Below are 22912 nucleotides of genomic sequence, written 5' to 3'. Positions count from 1 at the left end.
CTATCATCATTCTGTATACAAGCTTTTGGTTGTAAACCTGGGGATTCGTTTCGAACGCAGCGGCCGTGCCCGAAAAGATCGTCGAGCTCGACCATGTCGCCTCACGACTTCCTGCAAGCGTTCTTGAAAAAAAAAGCCCGACTCCGGACGCGTTCGCGACCCGACAGCGGCGCGACGTCGACCTGATCGGCCGGGCTTTGTGGATAAACTGCTGGATATCCACAGGATCGAATGTGCGGAACTGCCGTGTTTTACGCGCGCCACTTTTTTGTCCAGTTTCGATCCGGTCCAGACGCAAGGTTTGTCCGACCGGTAGCACAGCGCGTAAACCCTTGAGCATGTGGAAAAAATCCCGGTTATCCACAGTTCGCCCGGCGTTTACTATCACTACTATTCTTATCTTTCTCTCCAAGTTAACTAAAGAAGGAAAACGAGCCGGTTCGACGCGAACGCGCTTTTGTCTGCAAAAAAAAACGTCGCGACGCCACGGCATCGACGCCAATGCTCGCAACAGCATGAATGCCGACGCAGACACTGCTCGACTTCTGTCTTGTCTACAGAAAGAACGAGACGCACCCGTCGCATCCGGAACAGGGATCGCCTCACTGCTCGCCTCGGAGAAGTTGCGAACGCACTTCCTGCATGCAAAAACTGCAAGCAAAGCGTCCAGATCGGCTGCAAAACCAGCCCGACTGTGGAAAACCGCCTGCATATCCACAGGACTGGATGTGCAAAAAAGCCGTTTTGCCGACTTCCGGATTTTTTGTCCAACATCGGTTCAGCATCGATACAATGCTTTTCCAGCCGATCCGTGATCGCGTAAACCGTTGACGCTGTAGACAAATTCCTCTTTATCCACAGACAGAAGCGCGTTTACTATCACTATCAATTTTTTATATACATTTATGTCTATAAAACAAGAAGACCGGGAACAGCGTGCACAAACCGCCAACCCGTTGCCGCTCTATCAACAAAAACAGGCTGAAACATGCGATTAGGGATCATCAGTGCGTTGCACGAAGAACAGCAGGGGCTCATAGAAGCCATGGAAGGGCCCTACAAGCTCATGCATGGCATGCGCGAGTACTTTGTCGGACGACTGTGGGAAATCGACGCAGTGTGCGTTTTATCGCGTATAGGCAAGGTTGCCGCAGCACTGACGACCGCAACGCTTGTGGAGAAGTTCGGTGTTACCCACATCCTCTTTACGGGTGTGGCTGGCGCCGGCGACATGGCTGTCCGCGTCGGCGACATCGTGGTGGCCGAATCCCTCATCCAGCACGATATGGATGCGAGTCCTTTGTTTCCCCGCTACGAAGTACCGCTGACGGGCTTGACGCACTTCCTGTCCGACCGCCGCATCGCCTCGCAACTGGCGGATGCGGCACGCCGTTTCCTGGAAGACGATTTTGCTTTTGCCATCGATCCCGCTGAAAGGGCCGTATTCGCGCTCAGCGGGCCGCGGCTGCACCTTGGTCTCATCGCCAGCGCCGACCAGTTCATGAGCGACAAGGGCCGTCTGAACGCGTTGAATGAGGCATTACCCGGTCTGCTGGCGGTGGAGATGGAAGGCGCCGCGGTGGCGCAGGCCTGTTTCGAGCTGGGCATCCCGTTCGGCGTGATCCGGACGATTTCCGACAACGCCAACGAAAACGCGGCCACCGATTTCATGCGCTTCGTGAAATCGGTGGCCGCGCGTTATGCTTTTCACATCGTCAGGCAGTTCTGCCTGGGCTGGCAAAAAGCGGAGGCAGCTCAGGCCAGCAGCGTGTCGGCCGGCACATAGTCGTAGCCAAGATCCTGCGCGACGGCGGCATACGTCACCTTGCCTTCGCAGACGTTCAGGCCATTCTTGAGGTGAGGATCGTCGCGCAGCGCCTGCCGCCACCCCTTGTTGGCCAGCGCCACGGCGTGGCCTATCGTCGCGTTGTTCAGCGCGAACGTCGACGTGCGCGCCACCGCGCCGGGCATATTGGCTACGCAGTAATGCACGACGCCATCGACGACGAAGGTCGGATCCGCGTGCGTCGTCGGATGCGACGTTTCGAAGCAGCCGCCCTGGTCGATCGCCACGTCGACGACGACGGCGCCCTTTTTCATCCGCGACACCATGTCGCGCGTCACCAGCTTCGGTGCCGCGGCGCCGGGCACGAGCACGCCGCCGATGACGAGATCGGCCGACAATACCGCTTCCTCGATCGCATGCGTGTTCGAATACAGGGTCGAAATACGGTTGCCGTAGACGAGGTCGAGCTGGCGCAGGCGGTCGACGTTCTTGTCGAGAACGCTAACGCGCGCGCCGATGCCGACGGCCATTTGTAACGCGTTCATTCCTACCACGCCGGCGCCGATGATGACGATGTGCCCCGCCGCCACGCCGGGCACGCCGCCCAGCAGGATGCCGGCGCCGCCCTTCGATTTTTCCAGGTGGCTGGCGCCGGCCTGGATCGACATCCGCCCCGCCACCTCGCTCATCGGCGCCAGCAGCGGCAGGCCGCCGCCCGGACCGGTGATGGTTTCATACGCGATGCACACGGCGCCGGATTTCACGAGGGCCGCCGTCTGTTCCGGGTCCGGCGCCAGGTGCAGATACGTGTACAGGATCTGTCCCGGACGCAGCATCGCGCATTCCTGCGGCTGCGGTTCCTTGACCTTGACGATCATCTCGGCCTGCGCAAAGATCTCTTGCGCCGATGGCACGATCGTCGCGCCGGCGGCCGTGTACTGCTCGTCCGTCAGGCCGATGCCGGCACCCGCGCCGGTTTGCACGACGACACGATGGCCGCGCGCGACCAGTTCGTGCACACTCGGGGGCGTGAGGCCCACCCGGAATTCGTTGTTTTTGATTTCTTTTGGTACGCCTACTAACATGTCTGCCTCCAAGTTGTACTTCAAAAACAAAACGCCGCGGCGTAGAGTGGGCACCCCCGTGCCCACGCGTGACGTGTGCGGTGTGTTGGCGTTACGCGTGGGCACAGGGTGCCCACCCTACCAATAGCACCGTTGACCTGGCTTACAGGCCCAGTGTCATGAGGCTTGCGTTACCGCCAGCCGCGGTCGTGTTGACGCACAAGGCGCGCTCCGCCACCAATCTCCACAGGGCGATCGGTTCGCCCGCGCGGGTGTCGACGATGCCGACGATGGCACCGGGACGGGCCGCCAGTTTCGCCCGCACATCCCCTGTTACATCCTGCTCGACGAGCGCGAGCGCGACATCGCTGCCGTCCAGTTCTTGCGCGTCGATAAAACGCACGCGTTCCTTCACCGCGGCCGGCAACGAGACGTTTGATTCCATCAACACGAGCGCGCGGTTGCCAGTCGCGAACGCGGCCGCGAGCTGGTTCAACAGGCTGGCCGTGCCGTTCGGTGCGCACAGGACGGTGCCGCGCGGGACGAAATCGAGCTGGTTGCGCTCGCCGGTCGGACCGGGCAGGTCGATGCGCACGCCGTCCAGCGTCGTTTCCATATAGCGTTCCGCCAGGGGCGCGATGTCGCCGTGGCCATTGGCGCGCGCCCAGCCGAGCAGCGCGTCCAGCGCGGGATTGCCGCGCCGCGCATGGTTTAACGACAGCGGCGGCGCATCCTTTTGCAGTCGTTTGAGGTACAGCGGACCGCCGGCCTTGGGACCGGTGCCGGATTTTCCTTCTCCACCGAACGGCTGCACGCCGACGACGGCGCCGACGATGTTGCGGTTCACGTAGATGTTGCCGACGTGGGCACGCGTCGTGATGAAGTCGATGGTCTCGTCGATGCGCGAATGCACGCCCAGGGTGAGGCCGTAGCCGGTGGCGTTGATCGTGTCGACGACCTTGTCCAGGTCGGAACGGCGCCAGCGCACGACGTGAAGCACAGGGCCGAACACTTCACGTTTCAGTTCGCTCATCGAGCCGATCTCGAGCACGGTCGGCGGCACGAACGTTCCCTGCGCCTGCAGCGCTTCCGGCAGGGTCAGCGAAAAATACTGCTTCGCCGTCGCCTTCATGCGCTCGATGTGGCCGAGCAGGTTTTGCCGGGCTTCCTGGTCGATGACGGGACCGATGTCGGTCGCCAGGCGGTCCGGCACGCCGACGCGCAATTCCTGCATCGCGCCCTTGAGCATCTTGATCGTTTTATCCGCGATATCTTCCTGCAGAAACAGTACGCGCAGCGCGGAGCAGCGCTGGCCGGCGCTGTCGAACGCGGAACTGACGACATCCTGCACGACCTGTTCCGGCAGCGCGGACGAATCGACGATCAGCGCATTCTGGCCGCCCGTCTCCGCGATCAGCGGAATATCGGCGCCTTCCTTGGCGGCGCGTGCGGCCAGCGTGCGGTTGATCAATTGCGCGACTTCCGTCGACCCCGTAAAAATCACGGCTTTTACGCGCGCATCGGCGGTCAGTGCGGCGCCGACAATCTCGCCGCGGCCCGGCAGCAGTTGCAGTGCGCCTGCCGGCACACCCGCCTGGTGAAACAGTTGCACGGCGCGGTGGGCGATCAGCGGCGTCTGCTCGGCCGGTTTGGCGAGCACGACGTTGCCGGCGGCCAGCGCGGCCGCGACCTGGCCGGTAAAAATCGCCAGCGGGAAATTCCACGGGCTGATGCACGTCACGGCACCCAATGCGTGGGCGGCGGGCGCGCTGCGGATCTCGGCCGCGTAATAGCGCAGGAAATCGACGGCTTCGCGCACTTCGGCGATCGCGTTCGGCAGCGATTTGCCCGCCTCGCGCACGGCCAGGGCCATCAGTTCGCCGTGGTGCTGCTCGAACAGGTCGCCGACGCGGGCGATGAGGTCGGCGCGGGCCGCATTGCCGATGCCTTCCCAGCCCGGCGCGGCGGCGGCTGCCGCCTGCAGCGCGGTGTCGACGTCGGCCGTGGTGGCTTCCGTTACTTGGCCGACGATGTCCGCCGACTGCGCCGGATTGACGACGTTCAGCGCGCCGGCGGCTTGCACGGCGCCGTCGATGAGGGGCGCGGCCAGGTAGCGGCGCGGCGTGCCGAGGTCGGCGGCGAGCCCGGCCAGCACGTGGTCGTCGGTGAGATCGAGGCCGGCCGAGTTGCGGCGGCCGTCCGGGAACAGGTCCAGCGGCAGCGGAATGCGCGGATGCGGCAGGCACTGCGCCGCGCGCGCGGCCTCGAACGGATCGGCCAGCAAGGTGTCGATGGGCACGTTCTCGTCGACGATCTGGTTTACGAACGACGAGTTGGCGCCGTTTTCCAGCAGGCGCCGCACGAGGTAGGCGAGCAGCGTCTCGTGCGAACCGACCGGCGCGTAGATGCGGCACGCCTTGTCCAGGTTGTCCTTGCCGACGACCTGGTCGTACAGCGTCTCTCCCATGCCGTGCAGGCACTGGAATTCATAGTTGGACACATTGTCCGCCTTGGCCCACGTGTAGATCACGGACAGCGAATGCGCATTGTGCGTGGCGAACTGGGGGTAGATGACGTCCGTCGCGCTCAACAGCTTGCGTGCGCACGTGAGGTACGAGACGTCGGTGTACACCTTGCGCGTATAGACCGGATAGCCGGGCAGGCCGTCGACCTGGGCGCGCTTGATTTCCGCATCCCAGTACGCACCCTTGACCAGGCGCACCATGAACTTGCGGCCGCTGCGGCGGGCGAGATCCACGACGAAATCGATCACGAACGGGCAGCGTTTCTGGTACGCCTGCACGACGAGGCCGATGCCGTCGAAGCCGGCCAGCGCCGGATCGAAGGCCAGCGCTTCCAGCATGTCGAGCGAGATTTCCAGGCGGTCCGCTTCCTCGGCGTCGATATTGATGCCGATGTCGTACTGTTTCGCGAGCAGGATGAGGTTGCGCACGCGCGGCAGCAGTTCTCCCATCACGCGGGCGTATTGCGCGCGGCTGTAGCGAGGATGCAGGGCGGACAGCTTGATCGAGATGCCCGGACCGTCCTTGATGCCGCGGCCATTGGACGCGTTGCCGATCGCGTGGATGGCCGCTTCGTACGAGGCATAGTAATTGTCGGCGTCGGATTCCGTCAGCGCGGCTTCGCCCAGCATGTCGTAGGAATACCGGTAGCCGCGGGTTTCGTTTTCCCGGCTGTTTTTCAGTGCTTCGTCGATGGTCTGGCCGGTGACGAACTGGTTGCCCAGCATGCGCATGGCGAGGTCGACGCCTTTGCGGATCAGCGGTTCGCCGCCCTTCGCGATCATGCGCGTCAGCGCGGCGCCGAGACCCGTCTCGCTGCTGGACGACACGAGCTTGCCCGTGATGAGCAGGCCCCAGGTCGCGGCGTTCACGAACAGCGACGGCGATTCGCCCAGGTGTTTTTTCCAGTCGCCCCTGCTGATCTTGTCGGCGATCAGGCGGTCGGCCGTTTCCGTGTCGGGAATGCGCAGCAGCGCTTCGGCGAGGCACATGAGCGCGACGCCTTCTTCGGACGACAGCGAGAATTCGTGCATCAATGCATCGACACCCGACGAGCGCGTGCGTTTTTCGCGCACGGCCGACACGAGGCGGTGCGCCAGCATGTAGGCGTCGCCATTGGCGCAGGCGCCCTGGGCCAGCAGCCATTCCACGGCGCTGGTTTCCGCACGGCGGTAGGCAGCGGTGATCGCGGCGCGCAGCGGCGTCTGTTCGCGGCGGGCTTCGGTCTGCAGGGCGTCGAAGGGGACGTAGGTGGAAGCCGGGAAGGCGGCAATGTTCATGGACGTTCGGTAAAAAGTGGAATGGCCGACAGCTAGCAAAACGCGCCGTACCGTAGCCACGGCCGGCGCGTACTGAAGTGCGGATCAATGATTCGATTGTAGAAGGAAATCTTCTGGATTAATTCTGTTTTTACAGAAGACTAGCAATAGATAGTTTTTGGTGAGAGAATTTCACCAAATAATATTTATGGTGGAGAGAGAACAAGATGCTGGACAAGATCAGCAAGAAAATCCTGGCCGAACTGCAAAGCGACGGGCGTATCAGCAACGTCGAGCTGGCGGCACGGGTCAACCTGTCGCCCGCCGCCTGCCTCGAGCGGGTGCGCAAGCTGCACGAGTCCGGTTACATCATGGGCTATACGGCCCAGTTGAATCCCCAGCTGCTGGATGTGTCGCTGCTGGTGTTCATCGAAGTGGTGCTGGACCGCACGACGCCGGAAGTCTTCGACGCCTTCAAGCAGAGCGTCCAGTTGATTCCCGAAGTGCTCGAATGCCATATGGTGGCCGGCGGCTTCGATTACCTCGTCAAGGCGCGTGTGAAGGATATGGCAGCTTACCGCGAATTCCTCGGCAAGACGTTACTGCAGAAAGGCGTGCGCGAGACGCACACTTATGCGGTGATGGAAGAGGTCAAGAACACGACAAAGTTGCCTATTAAGTAAGCATCAAACAACGTCGCCCCTGCGAAGGCAGGGGCCCAAGTTCTGTTCGCGTTATTCATACGGTCGCAAAATTGGGCCCCCGCCTGCGCGGGGGCGACGGTCGTGATGCGCGCTCCAACTTTCTTCAGGCAATCTTTTCCATTTTTTCCGACGTTTCCGATCGCTGCGGCAGCATTTTTTGCGCCGACGCAGAGAGGTTTTCCAGGTTCTTGCGCAGCCAGCGGTGCGCCGGGCTGCGGCCGTCGCGTTCGTGCCACAGCATGTCCAGGTGCACGGCCGGCAGCTGGAACGGCAGCTCGCGCCAGGTGAGCTGTTCCGCCGCGCCCGTCGAGGCAATCAGGTGTTTGGGCAAGACCGTCACGAGGTCGGAATTGGCGACCACGCGCCCCGCCGTGAAGAACTGGTTCACGGTCAGCAGGATGCGCCGCTCGCGGCCGATCTGCGCCAGCGCTTCGTCGACGAGGCCGTGGGCGCGGCCCGAGAAGCTCACCAGCAAGTGGTTCGACTTGCAATAGGCGTCCAGGTCGAGCTCGCCCTGGGCCAACGGGTGGTTCTTGCGCATCACGATCACGTATTCGCCCGAATACAGGCGCTCGTGGCGGATCGGCGAGCCGGTCTCGTACGACAGCTGGGCCGCGACGCCCGGGAAGAAGCCGACCGCCAGGTCGATGTCGCCGCGCAGCAGCATCGGGCGCGGTTCGCGCGTGGTCAGGGGCACCATGCGGATGTTGACGCCCTGCGCCTCTTTTTCGATCGACCGCACCAGCGACGGCAGCCACAGCGCGGCCGTGGCGTCGGCCATCGCCATGCGGAAGGTCGCCTGGGCCTTGGAGACGTCGAACGTTTCCGGCATCACGGCCGCTTCCAGCGCGGCCAGGGCCTGGCGCACGGCCGGCCATAGCGCTTCCGCGCGCGGCGTCGGCTTGACGCCGTAGGCTGTGCGGATCAGCAACTCGTCGCCCAGGCTTTCGCGCAAGCGCTTGATGGCGTTCGAGACCGCTGGCTGGGTCATCGCAAGGTGACCGGCGGCGCGGGTGAGGTTTTGCTCGGTCATGACGGCGTCGAAGACGCGGAGCAGGTTCAGATCAAGCGTGAGGAAGCTCATGGGACTCCGTTCAGGACTGGCAATAAATGGTTCATCGGTATGGCAAGTGTACCCGATTTCCATTCACAATCAATATAAGAGCTATCAGTAAGCGTAATTAGATTTATATGTTGCGTTGCACTATAGTGACATTGAACAATAGATCAGATTGCCACTCCGAGACTTGCCATGTCCTTCTCAGCGACCCTTTTCCAGACACCGGTGATGGCCCTGCCCTTCACCCACCTGCTGCTCGTGATGGTCCAGCTGACCCTGCTGGGCGGCGTCGTGATGTTCTTCCGTCCCCTCCTGATCGGCATCGCCCGTGCGCTGGTGCTGGTGGTGCGCCCCCGTCCGACGAAGGATGAGCTGGCCGCGCGCCGCACGCAGCGCACGCTGGCTGCTACCGTCCAGGCCGCTCCGGCCGACGTCGGCGTGCTGGGATCGCACTGATTTTTACCGTTTAGTCTACACAGCTTCCTCTGCGAAAGCGGCGCCCGGTTATCCGGGCGCCGTTTTTTTTCGTCCCTGCCCCCGGACCCGTCCGGCCCCTGAAACGTAAGCCATTCTCACCTGTCGCGGGTAACTTGAGGTCGCTCGGGTTATCAAGCGTTTTTTTGCCGATTTTATTTAACAATCAGTAGACATGGAATAGAGGTGTCAAAAAATCGAAGATGCGTTCATTGATGAGTTATCGGCATGTTGAACGAATATCGCGCGACGTTGATGGCATATGGTGGATGTCTTATGTGTTCCGCAAGAACGTATCGAGAACGTCATGAGAATCGAAAAAATGGAAGAAATGGCCGAATATATCTATTTTTTCATCTGATATGTTCGAACAATAGCCGAAGTTCATGATTGGTTATGGCATATGGATGAATTATAGTAAACGTCGATTTTATCGAAAGGATGCGGCGCCAGAGGCGCCGGCGCGGCGGCTGGCCTCCCCCTCCATCCAAAAAACCGGGCAGTACGCAGTCAAAAAATCGAGGGCGAAAAAAAACGCGGCCGCCGGTTGCCCGGGGCCGCGTTTCGGGGAAAACAGGGGTTACCTGGCTTCGCCCAGGAGCGCCGGCTTGAGCGAGCGGTCGACCGGCTTGTCGCCCAGCCAGATGCGCAGGATCGCGTTGTAGAAATTGATGTCGGGGATAGGGCCGCCCAGCTTCTGGCCGTTCAGTTCCGCTTGTGTGCCGGTGCCCGGGATCCAGTCCAGGTGCAGCACGTCACCCTTCTTGAGACCGTCGACGGAGGCGAACAGTTCTCCCATCTTGCTGATCTGGGCCACGATGCGCTGCTTCTCGGCCTTGTCGATGTTCTCGTTCAGGCCATCCATGAAGGCTTTGCCGAAATCCTCCGACGAGATGTCGCGCGCCATTTGCAGCGTCACGCGGCGCGGGCCCTCTTCCTTCAGGACCTCGGCCGTGTTGTTCTTCTTTTCGGGCAGGTACAGGCCGGCCGCGTAGACCTTGATGATGAACTTGGTGCGCATGCCGGCGCCGTTCAGCTTCAAATCCTTGCCGGCGACCTTGGTCGTGTCCTCGAACTTGTAGCCGCCGACGTCGACCGTGGCAAAGGCCGGCAGGCTGGCGGCCAGGGTCAGGACGGCGCCGGCGAGCAGGCGTTTGATGACGGATTGATGGGTAGTCATAGTGTCTCCTTTAAGTAGGCTGTCGTTGTGAAAATCGGCGGCCGCGGTTCAGGCCGCGACCAGTGCCTGGGGTGAGCGTGCCAGGCGCGGCGCCGCGTGCGCATCCGTGCCGGCATTTTGCAGCTTGAACACGCTGACGGCGCGCGCCAGGTGCTGCGCCTGTTCCTGCATCGATGCGGCCGCCGCGGCGGCCTGCTCGACGAGGGCGGCGTTCTGTTGCGTCGTCTCGTCCATCGCGACGATGGTCTGGCTGACCTGGGCGATGCCGGCACTCTGCTCGAGGCTGGCAGCCGTAATTTCTCCCATGATGTCGGTGACGCGGCGCACGCTTTCGACGACTTCTTCCATCGTCACGCCAGCCTGCTCGACGAGGGTGCTGCCCTCCTTGACCTTGTTCACGGAATCGCCGATGAGCAGCTTGATTTCCTGGGCGGCGGCGGCCGAGCGTTGCGCCAGGCTGCGCACTTCGGCCGCCACGACGGCGAAGCCGCGTCCCTGCTCGCCCGCGCGCGCGGCCTCGACCGCGGCATTCAGCGCGAGGATATTCGTCTGGAAGGCGATACCGTCGATCACGCCGATGATGTCGACGATTTTCTTGGACGAGGCCGTGATCGATCCCATCGTCTCGATCACGTGCGACACGACGGAACCGCCGCGTGCCGCCACCTCCGACGCCTGGACCGCCAGCTGATTCGCCTGGCGCGCATTGTCCGCGTTCTGCTGCACGGTGCCGGTGAGCGCGCGCATCGAGCTCGACGTTTGCGCCAGCGACATCGCCTGGGATTCCGTGCGCGTCGACAGGTCCTGATTGCCGCTGGCAATTTCTCCGGAGGCGCAGGACATCGAGTCGGTACTCGTGCGCACTTCGCCGACGATGCGGATCAGGCTGGCGTTCATGTGGCGCAGCGCTGCCATCATCTGGCCCGCCTCGTCGCGGCTGTCGACCGCGATGTCGCTCGTGAGATCGCCGTCGGCGACGCGCCGAGCGATCTCCACCACCTGTCCCAGCGGGCGGGTGATGCTGCGCGTGGCCAGCCACGCGACGCCCAGCGACAGCCCGGCCGCGATGGCCGTCAGCGCCAGGATCAGCATCTGCGTGCGCTGCGTGACGGCGGCCGTGTTCTCGCCGGCCTGGTGCATCGCGGCGTTCTGCCAGGCGACGAATTTGTCCAGCTGCTCGAAGTAGCGCGTTTGCTGGGGACGCAGCGAGAACATGAATTTCATCATCGCCTCATCCTTCTTGTCGTCGTTGACGAGTTGGATGAAGGTCGTCTGCGCCGGCAGGAATTTGTTCTGGATGGCAGCCAGCGCTTTCAGGATACCGGCGGCCTCGGCGTCGCCCGTGCTCCTTGCCAGTTCGGCGACCAGGGCGGTGGCGTTGGCGCTGCGCGCTTCCGTGTTGGCGAGTTCCTTTTTGATCTGGTCCGGATCGGTCATGATGAGGACGTTGAGCATGCTGCGCGTCGCTTCGCTCACGTCTTCCTTGATGTGGTTGGCCGCTACCGTGTTGGCGTAGCGCACCTTGACCAGGGTGTCCATTTCCTTGTTCAGGTTGGCAATCCTGACATAAGAAAGCCCTGCCAGCAGGACCAGCAGGGCGATCACGACACCGAACCCAATGGCCAGACGCTGGCCGATACTCATATTTTTAATCATTATGTCGAGTCTCTCCGTCCAAAAAAAAGAATGGGCGTGCTAATTTTGCAAGATAAATATAGCACCGATGTGTTGGCAAAATTAGAGACTCAAAACTATTTCGATGCTGCGATAGCACAATCCCGGACCCGGGTGTCACGGCGCGTGAATGACGACGGGGATTTGCTGCGCACCAAAGCAGGGCGCTGGAGTGTTGTGTTTTGGAACAAGGCTGGCCGATCGACGGCCGCTCGGGACCGCTTGCGCCAAAAGAAAAGCCGGCGCGAGGCCGGCTTCGGAGATTCAGGCCGCGTTGGCCTTGTCTGCGGTCAGGCGATCGTATTTCGCCTGCAGTTGTTCGCGCGTTTCGCGCCATTCCGGATTGAACGGGATGCACGCGACCGGGCACACTTGCTGGCACTGGGGCTCAGCGAAATGACCGACGCATTCCGTGCATTTGTGCGGATCGATCTGGTAGAACTCCGCGCCCATCGAGATCGCGTCGTTCGGGCACTCGGGCTCGCACACGTCGCAATTGATGCAGTCGTCGGTAATCAGTAATGCCATGACAAACCAGTCTCAGGATTGCGGGGCGGCCGCCAGCTCGGCGATTTTCTTTTGCAGCCAGCGGTCGACCGAGGGGAACACGAATTTCGACACGTCGCCGCCCAGCATCGCGATCTCGCGCACGATGGTGCCCGAGATGAACTGGTACTGGTCGGACGGGGTCAGGAACAGCGTTTCGACGTCCGGCAGCAGATAGCGGTTCATGCCTGCCATCTGGAACTCGTATTCGAAGTCGGACACGGCGCGCAGGCCGCGCACGATCACGCGCGCGTCGTGCTGGCGGACGAAATCCTTCAACAGGCCGGAAAAGCTTTCGACCTTCACGTTCGGATAATGGCCCAGCACTTCATTGGCGATTTCCAGGCGCTCGGCAAGCGAGAAAAAGGGGCGCTTGTTCTTGCTGTCGGCGACCCCGACCACCAGGGTGTCGAACAGACCCGATGCGCGACGTACCAAATCTTCGTGACCGCGGGTCAGCGGATCGAAAGTTCCTGGATAAACGGCTACAACCATTGCGGCTCCCTGGAGAATGCACCTGAATAGACGCGCATTATGCCTGAAATTTCGGCAGCCGCCCCGGTGTGGGGCGCCATTTGCTTATTCTTTAAGCAGTTTTAGGGTGAAAATCGGTGTTTTAACGCAACTTTAGCAGGTGGTAATGCACCATGCCGGCCTTGTCGGCACGCATCAACTGCCACGGCTGCAGCCATTCCGGCACGTCGCCGGCCGCATCGACCGTCTCCGGGAACGGCAGGCGCTCGCCCGATTCCGCATACACGAGGCCGCCTTCGTTCAGCAGTTGCGCACACAACGGCAGGGCCTGGACGAGGAAATCCTGCTGGTACGGCGGGTCGAGGAAGATCAGGTCGAAGCGCTGGCCGCGCTGGATGAAGTCGCGCGCCACGGCCAGGGCGTCGGCGCGCAGGACGCGCACGTTGTCGGCCTTGAGCTTGTCCTTGATCAGTTCGAGCTGGCGCACGACGGCGCCGACGGTGTCGATCATCGTGACCGACCGCGCGCCGCGGCTGGCAGCCTCGAAGCCGAGGGCGCCGCTGCCGGCGAACAGGTCGAGGCAGTCGGCGCGGTCCCAGTCGCCCGTCGTCTGGTGATTGATCCAGTTGAAGACGGTTTCGCGGACGCGGTCGGGCGTGGGCCGCAGGCCGAAGGCGTCGAGGACGGGAAGCGGGGTGCGTTTCCAGGCGCCGCCGATGATGCGGACCTGTTGCGGCGGGCCGGGACGGCGCGCGTAGGTGGGGGCGGACTTCTTTTTTTGCATGGGCGGGAATATAGCACGGCGTCCGGCAGGGACGCCGTGCTTGGCTACCCATCACTTTCCAGTCGCCAGCGCGTTGAAATCGTTGATCCACCCCTGCATGCGTTTCTGCGCATGGGCTTTCTGTTCCGGCGTCGTGATGCGGATCGCCGTCAGGATGAATTTCGACGTGCTGTCGACATAGGCATCGAAGAATGCCTTGCGGTCCGGCGCGTCCATGCGGTCGAAGAGGTCGCGCAGCAGGTCGTGGACCGCCGACATCGTCTGTTCCTTGTTCAGCTTATCCTGGTGGATGCGCTGCAGCAGCGCGATGATTTTTTTCTGCCGCGTCACGCGCTCCTGCAGCCAGATCTCGTTGTCGAGCGGGCGCGCGTCGGACGCTTTACGGAGTGCCGCCTCCTGGTCGCGGCTGAAGCTGCCGAACCACAGTTCGAGCTGTTCCATCGCCTTCTTATAACGGGCCTTATGCTGGTCCTCGACGCTGCCGCTCATGAATTTCTTGCGGAAGTCCTCGTTATTCTTGGCGAATTTCTTTTCCATTTGGGCGATCTGGTCCGGCTTGATCGACATCGCCAGGTCGGCCAGCTGCGGCAGCGCTTTAAAGGCCAGCAATTCCGTTCTCGCCTTGATGTCGCGGTAGTCGCCGAGCAGTTCGTCCTGCGTCACGTTGCCGTCGCCGAGCTGGCGCTGCATTTTGCTCAGCAGGCCGGCGTAATCGCGCAGCTGCGTCGTGCGGTGCCACTGGAACAGGTTGTCGATGTCTTTCTTGACCCAGTCGGACTGATCGCTGTCGAGATCGAGATAAGCGTTCAACCACCAGTACAGAAGCGTGTCGCCATGGTTGTAGGTGAAGCGGATCGCGCTGCATGCGCTCAGCACCGCCACGAAGGCGATCAGGAACAACATACGTACCCGCAAGAATGCGGCAGGGGGCGTGTTAAACTTTTTCATCTTTTTTAACTTGTTTGAGAACGGCTTATGAACGTAGTCATCCTCGCCGCCGGCATGGGAAAGCGCATGCAATCCGCACTGCCGAAAGTCTTGCATCCATTGGCCGGCAAGCCGCTGTTGCAGCATGTTATCAACACGGCGCGCAGCCTGCACCCGAGTAAATTATGCGTGATTTACGGGCACGGCGGCGCAGCGGTGCCGAGTGCGGTTCAAGCCTGGTCGGCGGAAGGCGGCGTCGCCATTGACACTGCCCTGCAGGAACCGCAGCTGGGGACCGGTCATGCCGTCATGCAAGCCCTGCCGCAAATCGACGAGAACGCGCCGACGCTCGTCCTGTATGGCGACGTGCCGCTGACGACTTCGGTCTCGCTGCGCCGCCTGGTCGAGGCCGCCGGCGACGACAAGCTGGCGATCCTCACCGTCGAACAGGACAATCCGTTCGGCCTGGGCCGTATTGTCCGCGAGAACGGCAACATCGTGCGCATCGTCGAAGAAAAGGATGCCAATGAAGCCGAGCGCGCCATCAAGGAAATCAACAGCGGCATCATGGTCATCCCGACCCGCTTTTTGACCGGCTGGCTCGGCGCGCTGAAAAACAATAATGCCCAGGGCGAATATTACCTGACCGACATCGTCGCCCAGTCCGTAGCGGCCGGGGTGCCGGTCGTGTCCGCGCAACCGTCGGCCGAATGGGAAGTGGCGGGCGTGAACAGCAAGGTGCAGCTGGCCGAGCTCGAGCGTCGTCACCAGCTGAACATCGCCATCGCCCTGCTCGAGAAGGGCGTGACTTTGATGGACCCGGCGCGCATTGACGTGCGCGGCGAGCTCGTGTGCGGACGCGACGTCACCATCGACGTCGGCTGCGTGTTCGAAGGCCGCGTGGAACTCGGCGACGGCGTCACCATCGGCGCCAACTGCGTGCTGGTGAACGCGACCGTCGCGGCAGGCGCGCAAATCAAGCCGTTCTGCCACCTGGAAGGTGCTGCCGTCGGCGCGAAATCCGTCATCGGCCCGTACGCGCGCCTGCGCCCGGGGACCGAATTGGGCGAGGACGTCCACGTCGGCAATTTCGTCGAGATCAAGAACAGCAAGGTCGCCGCCCACAGCAAGGCGAACCACCTGGCCTATGTGGGCGATGCCGACGTCGGTTCGCGCGTCAACATCGGCGCCGGCACGATCACCTGCAATTACGATGGCGCCAATAAATTCCGCACGATTATCGAGGACGAGGCCTTCATCGGCAGCGACAGCCAGCTCGTGGCCCCGGTCACGGTCGGCAAGGGCGCGACGATCGGCGCCGGCACCACGCTGACCAGGAATGCGCCGGCTGGCAAGCTGACGATTTCGCGTCCGAAACAGCTGACGATCGAGAACTGGACGCGCCCGGTCAAGGTCAAGAAGTAAGCTGTCCACTGCATACGCACAGGTAATCCAGAATAAATTCACAGCCTGGTCCACTGCCTGTGCACAGGGATGTCAACCGGCCGTCCACAATATAGTCCACAGAGTCATCCACAGGCCCGCCGCGTTCTCCCGGCGGGCCTGATCGTTTCAGAAACGCGGTGAAATGCGCATGTGGCGGGAGATGGGGGCACACGCGCGGCAATGCAGCGGGTGTAAGTGCACAGAGTTATCCACAGGTCGTCAGATCGCGATGCGTGTTTCAAACTTGCTGCGGAACGTAGAAAAATATGCTTTTACGTTGCGCACATTGCTGTGCGTGGTGAACAGGCGGTGCGCCAAGGCGTGATAGGCGGGCATGTCGGCCACCTGCACGACGAGCACGAAATCCGGCCCGGGCGACACGCGGTAGCACTGCAGCACGGCCGCTTCGTCCGCCACCACGCGCTCGAATTCCTCCATGCGGTCCGCGGCCTGCACATCCAGCGTGATCTCGACGATGGCGGACAGGCGCGCGCCCACCTTGTCCGGCGCGACGATCGCGACTTGCCGCTCGATAACACCGTTTTCCCTGAGCTGTTTGACACGGCGCAGGCAAGTCGGCGGTGAGACGTGTACCAATTCCGCCAATTCCGCATTGGTCTGAGAAGCGTCAATCTGCAGGATATTCAAGATGCGACGATCCAGATCGTCAAGTATTGGGCCGTCGGGCGACATATGCGTAAAATTTTTACTGAAAAGTGAAAGGATATTTCATGTTGAAAGAGTCGTGAAATAATCTATCAAAATGCAGCGTACTTAGAAAGCTTATTTCGTCGTCTCTGCTCTACAGTGCGTGCATCAACCAATTTCGGAGGTTTTATCCATGTGTGGCATCGTCGGAGCAGTCGCCCAGCGCAACATCACCCCTGTGCTCATCGAAGGCCTGAAGCGCCTTGAATACCGCGGCTACGATTCCTGCGGCGTCGCGCTGCACGTGGATGGCCACCTGGCGCGATCGCGCAGCACGTCGCGCGTGGCCGATCTGGAATCCCAGATCCAGGAAACCCATCTGCAAGGTTTTACGGGCATCGCCCACACCCGCTGGGCGACGCATGGCGCGCCGGCCACCAGGAACGCCCACCCGCACTTCTCGCCGAACAGCGACGACGCGCGCATCGCCCTCGTCCACAACGGCATCATCGAAAACCACGACGAACTGCGCGCCGAACTGACCGGCCTGGGCTATGTATTCCAGAGCCAGACCGACACCGAGGTCATCGCCCACCTGGTCGACCACATGTACAACGGCGACCTGTTCGACACCGTGCAGCAGGCGGTCAAACGCCTGCACGGCGCATATGCGATCGCCGTGTTCTGCCGCGAAGAACCGCACCGCGTCGTGGCCGCGCGCCAGGGCTCGCCGCTGATCGTCGGCCTGGGCAAAGGAGAAAATTTTGTCGCCTCCGACGCGATGGCGCTGGCCGGCACCACCGACCAGATCATCTACCTGGAAGAAGGCGATGTGGTCGACCTGCAACTGGCCCGCTACTGGATCGTCGACGTCGAGGGCCGTCCGGCCGAGCGCGAGGTCAAGACCGTGCACGCGCACACGGGCGCCGCCGAGCTCGGCCCGTACCGCCACTACATGCAGAAAGAAATCTTCGAACAGCCGCGCGTCGTCGGCGACACGCTGGAAGGCGTGACGGGCATCATGCCGGAACTGTTCGGCGACCAGGCTTTCCGCGTGTTCAAGGAAATCGACCGCGTGCTGATCCTGGCATGCGGCACCAGCTACTATGCGGGCCTGACGGCGAAATACTGGATCGAGTCGGTGGCCAAGCTGCCGGTGAACGTCGAGATCGCCAGCGAATACCGCTACCGCGACAGCGTCCCGCACCCGAGCACCCTCGTCGTGACGATCTCGCAGTCGGGCGAGACGGCCGACACGCTGGCCGCGTTGAAACACGCGCGCAGCCTCGGCATGACGAATACGCTGACGATCTGCAACGTCTCGACCAGCGCCATGGTGCGCGAATGCAAGCTGGCCTACATCACCCGCGCCGGCGTCGAAGTGGGCGTCGCGTCGACCAAGGCCTTCACCACCCAGCTGGCCGCGCTGTTCCTGCTGACGCTGACGCTGGCCCAGGTCAACGGCCGCCTGAGCGACGAGCAGGAAGCGAACTACCTGAAGCAGATGCGCCACCTGCCGGTCGCGCTGTCGTCCGTGCTGGCGCTGGAGCCGCAGGTGATCGCCTGGGCCGACGAATTCGCGCGCAAGGAAAACGCCCTGTTCCTGGGCCGCGGCCTCCACTACCCGATCGCCCTGGAAGGCGCGCTGAAGCTGAAGGAAATCTCGTACATCCACGCCGAAGCCTACCCGGCCGGCGAGCTGAAGCACGGCCCGCTGGCGCTGGTGACGGAAGAAATGCCGGTGGTGACGATCGCCCCGAATGACGCCCTGCTGGAAAAACTGAAGTCGAACATGCAGGAAGTGCGCGCCCGCGGCGGCCAGCTGTACGTCTTCGCCGACGTCGACACCCAGATCACGTCGGGTGAAGGCCTGCACGTGATCCGTCTGCCGGAACACTACGGCCTGCTGTCGCCGATCCTGCACGTGGCGGCGCTGCAGCTGCTGGCGTATCACACGGCGCTGGCGCGTGGGACCGACGTCGACAAGCCGCGTAATCTGGCGAAGTCGGTGACGGTCGAATAAGCCTGATGGGTAATCCCCCCGCAAATGCAGTGCGAGAACAGAAGCGCTTCGGGAACTCTATCCGAAGTGCTTCGCAAAGGGGGGAGATTTGCCCTGAAACCCTGATATTTGTTGGGTAGAAGCGCTTATACCATCGGACCGAAAGGCCTCCAGTTTAGCGCCCCAACAAACCCCCCGGTTTTTCCAAGGTTGTCTTCATATCAGGGCCATTTTTTCGTGGTGCAACAGCCGACACCTCGACCAATAGGCTCAAACCTTACTCTTCGTTAAGCGCTTTTGAGGGGACGGTTATCGTCACCGTCCCCGCCTCCAAAGCCGCCATGCATTGCAGGAAAAACGCGAGCTGAAATTTCCCTCGAGAAATTTTTACCGCAAGAGACTTCGGCGACTCAACCATCCCCAGCTGAGCAAGCTTGCCTGCCAATTCCTCGACCGAGACCCCTCTGCGAACTAATTCAGTTCGCAGCAGTCGCTTGGCTTCGACTTGCCAATCCATCTGATTTTCAATCACCTTGAGTTGGACCAATACTGTGAGCTTGAGTTAACTAAATTATCATTTATGATAATTGCAGTGTAACGAACTGGAGCGTTCATCTTACTGGAAAGGAGGCGGTACGTTGAGCTGTTTGCGTATGAGAATAAAAGGTGAGGAGATGCAAATTCGAAAATAAGTCTCCTACATTATTACGCTATGCTTGCACCGGTAACCAAGCTCGACTAGAATCCCGATTTGTACGTAAGTAACTGAAAATAAAAGAGTTTTTTACAGTTGCTACAGTAAACTACACAAAATAAACAAAGTATCTCTGATGGAGGCCCGAACAGGACTGCCTTAAAAAAGTACTGCTTAAAACGAAAAAAGGCAGGGTTGCCGCCCTGCCTCTTTTCCCGGCGCGTCATGATGACACCCCGCTCATCGAGGAGTGTAGTGTTGCATGAGAAGCGCCGGGCGTCAACTGCCGCCTGTATGAGTCTACAGCCGCGGCTTGGACCAACTCGCACGTTCAAATCATGCACTCGACATCGTATACCCTGCCGCTTTTTTCCTGCCCTATAAACCCCGGTCAATCCGTGACTGACTCGCTGTTGGCGCACTGGGCCAATTCAGTTCTTCGCTCGTCAAGCTACCTCAGGCGTGAGCGAGGTGAAGACCGGTATTCGCCATCAAAGGCTGGTCTTGGCCCCTGTGTAAAGCTAAGCCTGGTAGGAGGTGGCGTTGAGCTCAGTTGACCTCTCGGAGACGCTGGCGGTCACCGAACACCGGCATTCCCTCAACAACGTGCCGCAACAAGAACGTGTTACTGCCCAGCTGTCGAACTCGGTTCTTGTCGATAATCCCTTGTTAGCTAGACTACGCCCAGTTCTCTCCGAGAAGGAGACTCGGACAATCTTAAAAAACCGAGGTGTTCCCGAACTGCGGTATCCGGAGTCAGCATCAGTCGGTCAAAAAATAGCCGGGCTTGCAAATATCGCGACAGCTTACTGGCCGACTAGCTATGCAGTTCGATTCGGCCAACGCGTGCTAGCCCAAGTACATGCTTCGCTTGCGCTACGAAATCCAGAAGATGTGCGGTACGTGGAATTCGTTTATGAGCAGTCGAATGTGTTACGCGGAGGAAAGCTGAGGTCGGCTCCTGAATTCCTAGGCAGCATGACCGGTTCTGGCTTCATTCTTGCCGGACCCTCTGGCTCGGGCAAAACTGCATTTTTGCAGCGGCTGCGCGTTCTCATCGGCAATGAGCCCTGCATGATTCAGACAGGTAAAGGTCAGTTCAGCTTCTTACCGGTTCTCATTCTTCGATGGCCGGACTGCGGGACGTTAGCTGGACTGCTCTCCAACCTTCGACACGCACTGATAGGTGAGCTCGGCATCGCACGCGCGAACGATGGCATCTTCTCCAATATTGTCGGCACCAACGGAACGAATGCAGCCATCGCTACTTGCATTGTTCTTAGCTTGGGATTGCTTGTAATAGACGGGTTTTGTCTTCGCTCAATAAGAGCCGAGTACCGCGAAATCCTGGATTTTATCTCTACGTTTAAGGAGCGCACGGGGATACCTACCCTTCTAACCTGCACCTACCCGGCATTGCAAGTGATTGCTCGAGGAGGTAGCAAGCAGGCTCACTTAGGCTCTACGGGCCAAGAGTACTGGGACTTGGAGCCCCCCGGAAGTGGTTGGGAGGAAATTTGCTCATCGTTCTGGAAGCTGGGATATCTTGACCCGCGCATTTCGATGCCCCAGTTTCTTCCTGAGCTCTTGTGGGACGTGTCGCGCGGCAATATGCGTATTCTGACCGAGGGGTATGCCGGACTTCACCAAGAATTCGTTTACGACCCAATGCTGGTTGAGCGAGCTACGAAGGGAGACTTGCTGAACGTTCTCGACGCAAAACTGCGTCTTTTCAAGGAGCCATTGACGCTCATGGCTCAAGTTCAGAAAAGCAGAGACGACGTGGCCCCCGACGATTTAAGGGCTTACGGGGACTACCTTCCTTACGAAGTTTTCAGTGACACGTACAGTGCGGAATTCGAGAGGCTGCTCAAGCTGAAATATCGTGGTGGGAGCCGGCGATGATGAGCGAGCGCTTTCTACTAGTGCCGCCTTTCCCAACAGATGAGACTATCAATAGCCTGTTGGAGAGAGTTGGCGGATGTAATTACGGAGGCACATTACGTGCGGAATGTGTCCGTCTTCTTAACCGGAATCGTCCATCGCTGGATACCATTCCATGTTCGGTAGCTCGGTTCTGCCAAACATTTTGCAACGCATATGGAGACGTGAGCCGAGTCATCCATGAACACACGTTGTACGACTTTTACGCCTGCGGGGTCGCGGCCGAGCTAATTTCCGCGTTCCGAAATCGGGTTATCAAAGATTCACGCGGTCCGCTTAGGCCTTCACGCCTCCCCCTATTCTTCAGCTGCAGTGAGCAGGAGTGCCTGCATTGCATCCACTGTGATGAGCAGAATCTCCGCAGCCACGGCTTTGCTTTTACTTATCGCCAGCACGCTGCGCCGTTCCTTGGGGTTTGCCCGTGGCACGGGACAGCGCTCCAGGCGAAGAAAGGAATGTCTAAATACTACGGTAACAGGTGTCGTGCCAGTGAATGTGGTAATCCAGAGGACATAGCCGAATTTTCGCTTCGTACCGCAAATGCTATATGCCTTTCCTGGGAGAGGTCGTGTTACCGGCGAGACCTGCTTACTCGTCAATTGACTGAGGCGCGGTGGATTTCTGAGGGGGGCCGATGTGCAATGGCCGCACTTTTACTCGCCTTCCACAAGAGGTTCGATAAGGCTTTCAGGGATGAACGACTTCGTCTGCTATGTTCAGAACCGCAGTACGCTGCCGCGGCACTTCGGGCTGTACTACGGCCCGACCGCAATGTTCATCCAGTCTGGTGCGTGCTGTTCAAGTGGCTCGCTGACGTGGCGGAAAATACGAATGTGACGCCCCAACGCACAGTCAGGGCAGGACAACCGAAGGTAAGAGTGGGCGCTGAGCACGAACTCTCTGTACTGAGTTCCGCACCGTCGATGCGACAGGCATCGGTAACGCTAGGTATCAGCATCAATACTTCTCTTCGACTTGCTCGTAAATTTGGCATTTCTTACAAAGAACGTCCCAAAAGCATATCTGAGTCGGACAAACAACGAATTATTAACTCCTTAGAGACCGGCCGCCCGGTGTCAGAGGTTGCTGCCGTATTCAAGGTCTCGTTGTCTACCGTCTATAGACTATTGCCGAGCGCTAATGAATCTAGAGCCTCGGCACGCGGATTGCAGTCAGAGGAAAGACTGGGGGCGGCACGTGAGAACTGGCTCACAACACTCGAGAACCATCCCGATTCCACAGTAACGCACCTTCGTCGTAAGGTTGCCGCAGACTGGGCATATCTCTACAGGCATGACAGGACGTGGCTTCATGCGCACTCACCGCACCGGCAAACGACGGAACGGCAGCGCAGCCGGGAGCCCCATGCAGTTTTGTTAGCGGTAGCGGCCGGGGCCGTGGCTGACGCCTCGGAGAAATGTGGGCGTGCAGAATCCGCGCCCATTAGGCGAAGTGCGTATCGACTTCAGACGATGAGTGGCTTATCCGATTACCAGCTATGCAAGCTCATATCGTCGCAAGGTGTTCAACAGCTCGGCACCGCAACTGAAACCCATTCGTCTTTTGTTGCACGTCGTATGCAGTGGGTCGCCGCAATCGACCACGATGCAGTTCACGCTACGGTTTGGCGCGTAGCCCGGCGAGCCGGACTCCGACCTTGTTCGGTTGCCTCTCTGATTAACAACCGAGAATCTTTCGAAGTACCTGCAGGAGATTAAGAAGGA

19 protein-coding genes are annotated in these 22912 nt (G+C 60.4%); 8 read left to right on the top strand and 11 right to left on the bottom strand.

Annotated features, from left to right (window positions below):
• Positions 1-65: 65 nt before the first annotated feature.
• Complete coding sequence (locus ACEN9Q_RS25895; protein ID WP_495626535.1) at positions 66-815, top strand: hypothetical protein; 750 nt, start codon at positions 66-68, stop codon at positions 813-815.
• A 173-nt stretch (positions 816-988) separates the two neighbouring features.
• Positions 989-1786 (top strand): 5'-methylthioadenosine/adenosylhomocysteine nucleosidase, encoded by a 798-nt coding sequence (locus ACEN9Q_RS25890; RefSeq protein WP_056437422.1) that lies wholly within the window; start codon positions 989-991, stop codon positions 1784-1786.
• On the opposite strand, the gene ald is transcribed toward ACEN9Q_RS25890, so the two are convergent.
• Both ald and putA read right to left on the bottom strand, forming a co-directional pair.
• Complete coding sequence (ald, locus tag ACEN9Q_RS25885) at positions 1756-2871, bottom strand: alanine dehydrogenase (RefSeq protein ID WP_495626534.1); 1116 nt, start codon at positions 2869-2871, stop codon at positions 1756-1758. The genes ACEN9Q_RS25890 and ald overlap by 31 nt on opposite strands.
• A gap of 142 nt (positions 2872-3013) precedes the next feature.
• Complete coding sequence (gene putA / locus ACEN9Q_RS25880; protein WP_495626533.1) at positions 3014-6652, bottom strand: trifunctional transcriptional regulator/proline dehydrogenase/L-glutamate gamma-semialdehyde dehydrogenase; 3639 nt, start codon at positions 6650-6652, stop codon at positions 3014-3016.
• Between the two features lie 206 nt (positions 6653-6858).
• On the opposite strand from putA, the gene ACEN9Q_RS25875 reads away from it, so the two are divergent.
• Positions 6859-7314 carry an Lrp/AsnC ligand binding domain-containing protein gene (locus ACEN9Q_RS25875; protein WP_036171419.1) on the top strand — a complete coding sequence of 152 codons (456 nt, stop codon included), beginning with the start codon at positions 6859-6861 and terminating at the stop codon, positions 7312-7314.
• Positions 7315-7438: 124 nt separating this feature from the next.
• On the opposite strand, the gene ACEN9Q_RS25870 is transcribed toward ACEN9Q_RS25875, so the two are convergent.
• Entirely contained in the window at positions 7439-8419 is a 981-nt protein-coding gene (locus ACEN9Q_RS25870; RefSeq protein ID WP_056437412.1) for a LysR family transcriptional regulator, read from the bottom strand.
• A 168-nt stretch (positions 8420-8587) separates the two neighbouring features.
• On the opposite strand from ACEN9Q_RS25870, the gene ACEN9Q_RS25865 reads away from it, so the two are divergent.
• Positions 8588-8851, top strand: a complete 264-nt coding sequence (locus ACEN9Q_RS25865) for a hypothetical protein (protein ID WP_157201740.1) — start codon at positions 8588-8590, stop codon at positions 8849-8851.
• Positions 8852-9449: 598 nt separating this feature from the next.
• Here the strand turns inward: ACEN9Q_RS25865 and ACEN9Q_RS25860 are convergent.
• From ACEN9Q_RS25860 to ACEN9Q_RS25835, 6 genes are all read right to left on the bottom strand, one after another.
• Positions 9450-10049: a chalcone isomerase family protein gene (locus ACEN9Q_RS25860; protein WP_056437406.1), complete on the bottom strand. Its 600-nt coding sequence runs from the start codon at positions 10047-10049 to the stop codon at positions 9450-9452.
• Positions 10050-10097: 48 nt separating this feature from the next.
• Positions 10098-11693 (bottom strand): methyl-accepting chemotaxis protein, encoded by a 1596-nt coding sequence (locus ACEN9Q_RS25855; RefSeq protein ID WP_495626532.1) that lies wholly within the window; start codon positions 11691-11693, stop codon positions 10098-10100.
• Between the two features lie 294 nt (positions 11694-11987).
• Positions 11988-12251, bottom strand: a complete 264-nt coding sequence (locus ACEN9Q_RS25850) for a YfhL family 4Fe-4S dicluster ferredoxin (RefSeq protein WP_056437400.1) — start codon at positions 12249-12251, stop codon at positions 11988-11990.
• Positions 12252-12263: 12 nt separating this feature from the next.
• Complete coding sequence (gene coaD, locus ACEN9Q_RS25845) at positions 12264-12764, bottom strand: pantetheine-phosphate adenylyltransferase (protein WP_056437397.1); 501 nt, start codon at positions 12762-12764, stop codon at positions 12264-12266.
• A 121-nt stretch (positions 12765-12885) separates the two neighbouring features.
• A complete protein-coding gene (gene rsmD, locus ACEN9Q_RS25840; RefSeq protein ID WP_495626531.1) occupies positions 12886-13527 on the bottom strand; it encodes a 16S rRNA (guanine(966)-N(2))-methyltransferase RsmD in 642 nt (213 codons plus the stop codon).
• 51 nt (positions 13528-13578) lie between these two features.
• Positions 13579-14430: a DUF6279 family lipoprotein gene (locus ACEN9Q_RS25835; protein ID WP_495626530.1), complete on the bottom strand. Its 852-nt coding sequence runs from the start codon at positions 14428-14430 to the stop codon at positions 13579-13581.
• Between the two features lie 72 nt (positions 14431-14502).
• On the opposite strand from ACEN9Q_RS25835, the gene glmU reads away from it, so the two are divergent.
• A complete protein-coding gene (gene glmU, locus ACEN9Q_RS25830) occupies positions 14503-15879 on the top strand; it encodes a bifunctional UDP-N-acetylglucosamine diphosphorylase/glucosamine-1-phosphate N-acetyltransferase GlmU (RefSeq protein ID WP_495626529.1) in 1377 nt (458 codons plus the stop codon).
• A gap of 240 nt (positions 15880-16119) precedes the next feature.
• Here glmU and ACEN9Q_RS25825 read toward each other — a convergent pair whose 3' ends face one another.
• A complete protein-coding gene (locus ACEN9Q_RS25825) occupies positions 16120-16593 on the bottom strand; it encodes an Lrp/AsnC family transcriptional regulator (protein ID WP_056437384.1) in 474 nt (157 codons plus the stop codon).
• Positions 16594-16741: 148 nt separating this feature from the next.
• On the opposite strand from ACEN9Q_RS25825, the gene glmS reads away from it, so the two are divergent.
• Positions 16742-18571, top strand: coding sequence for a glutamine--fructose-6-phosphate transaminase (isomerizing) (glmS, locus tag ACEN9Q_RS25820; RefSeq protein WP_495626528.1), 1830 nt, complete (start codon positions 16742-16744; stop codon positions 18569-18571).
• 256 nt (positions 18572-18827) lie between these two features.
• On the opposite strand, the gene ACEN9Q_RS25815 is transcribed toward glmS, so the two are convergent.
• Positions 18828-19067 carry a DUF6471 domain-containing protein gene (locus ACEN9Q_RS25815; RefSeq protein WP_495626527.1) on the bottom strand — a complete coding sequence of 80 codons (240 nt, stop codon included), beginning with the start codon at positions 19065-19067 and terminating at the stop codon, positions 18828-18830.
• Positions 19068-19787: 720 nt separating this feature from the next.
• Between ACEN9Q_RS25815 and ACEN9Q_RS25810 the strand changes: the two genes are divergently transcribed.
• On the top strand, positions 19788-21149 hold the full coding sequence (locus ACEN9Q_RS25810) for a hypothetical protein (RefSeq protein ID WP_495626526.1): 1362 nt from the start codon (positions 19788-19790) through the stop codon (positions 21147-21149).
• Entirely contained in the window at positions 21146-22906 is a 1761-nt protein-coding gene (locus ACEN9Q_RS25805) for a TnsD family Tn7-like transposition protein (protein ID WP_495626525.1), read from the top strand. Before ACEN9Q_RS25810 ends, ACEN9Q_RS25805 begins: the two co-directional genes overlap by 4 nt.
• The last annotated feature ends 6 nt before the right edge of the window (positions 22907-22912 follow it).

It is taken from the genome of Massilia sp. Masssp93, from assembly GCF_059491295.1.
This window is presented reverse-complemented; position numbering and strand designations above follow the sequence as displayed.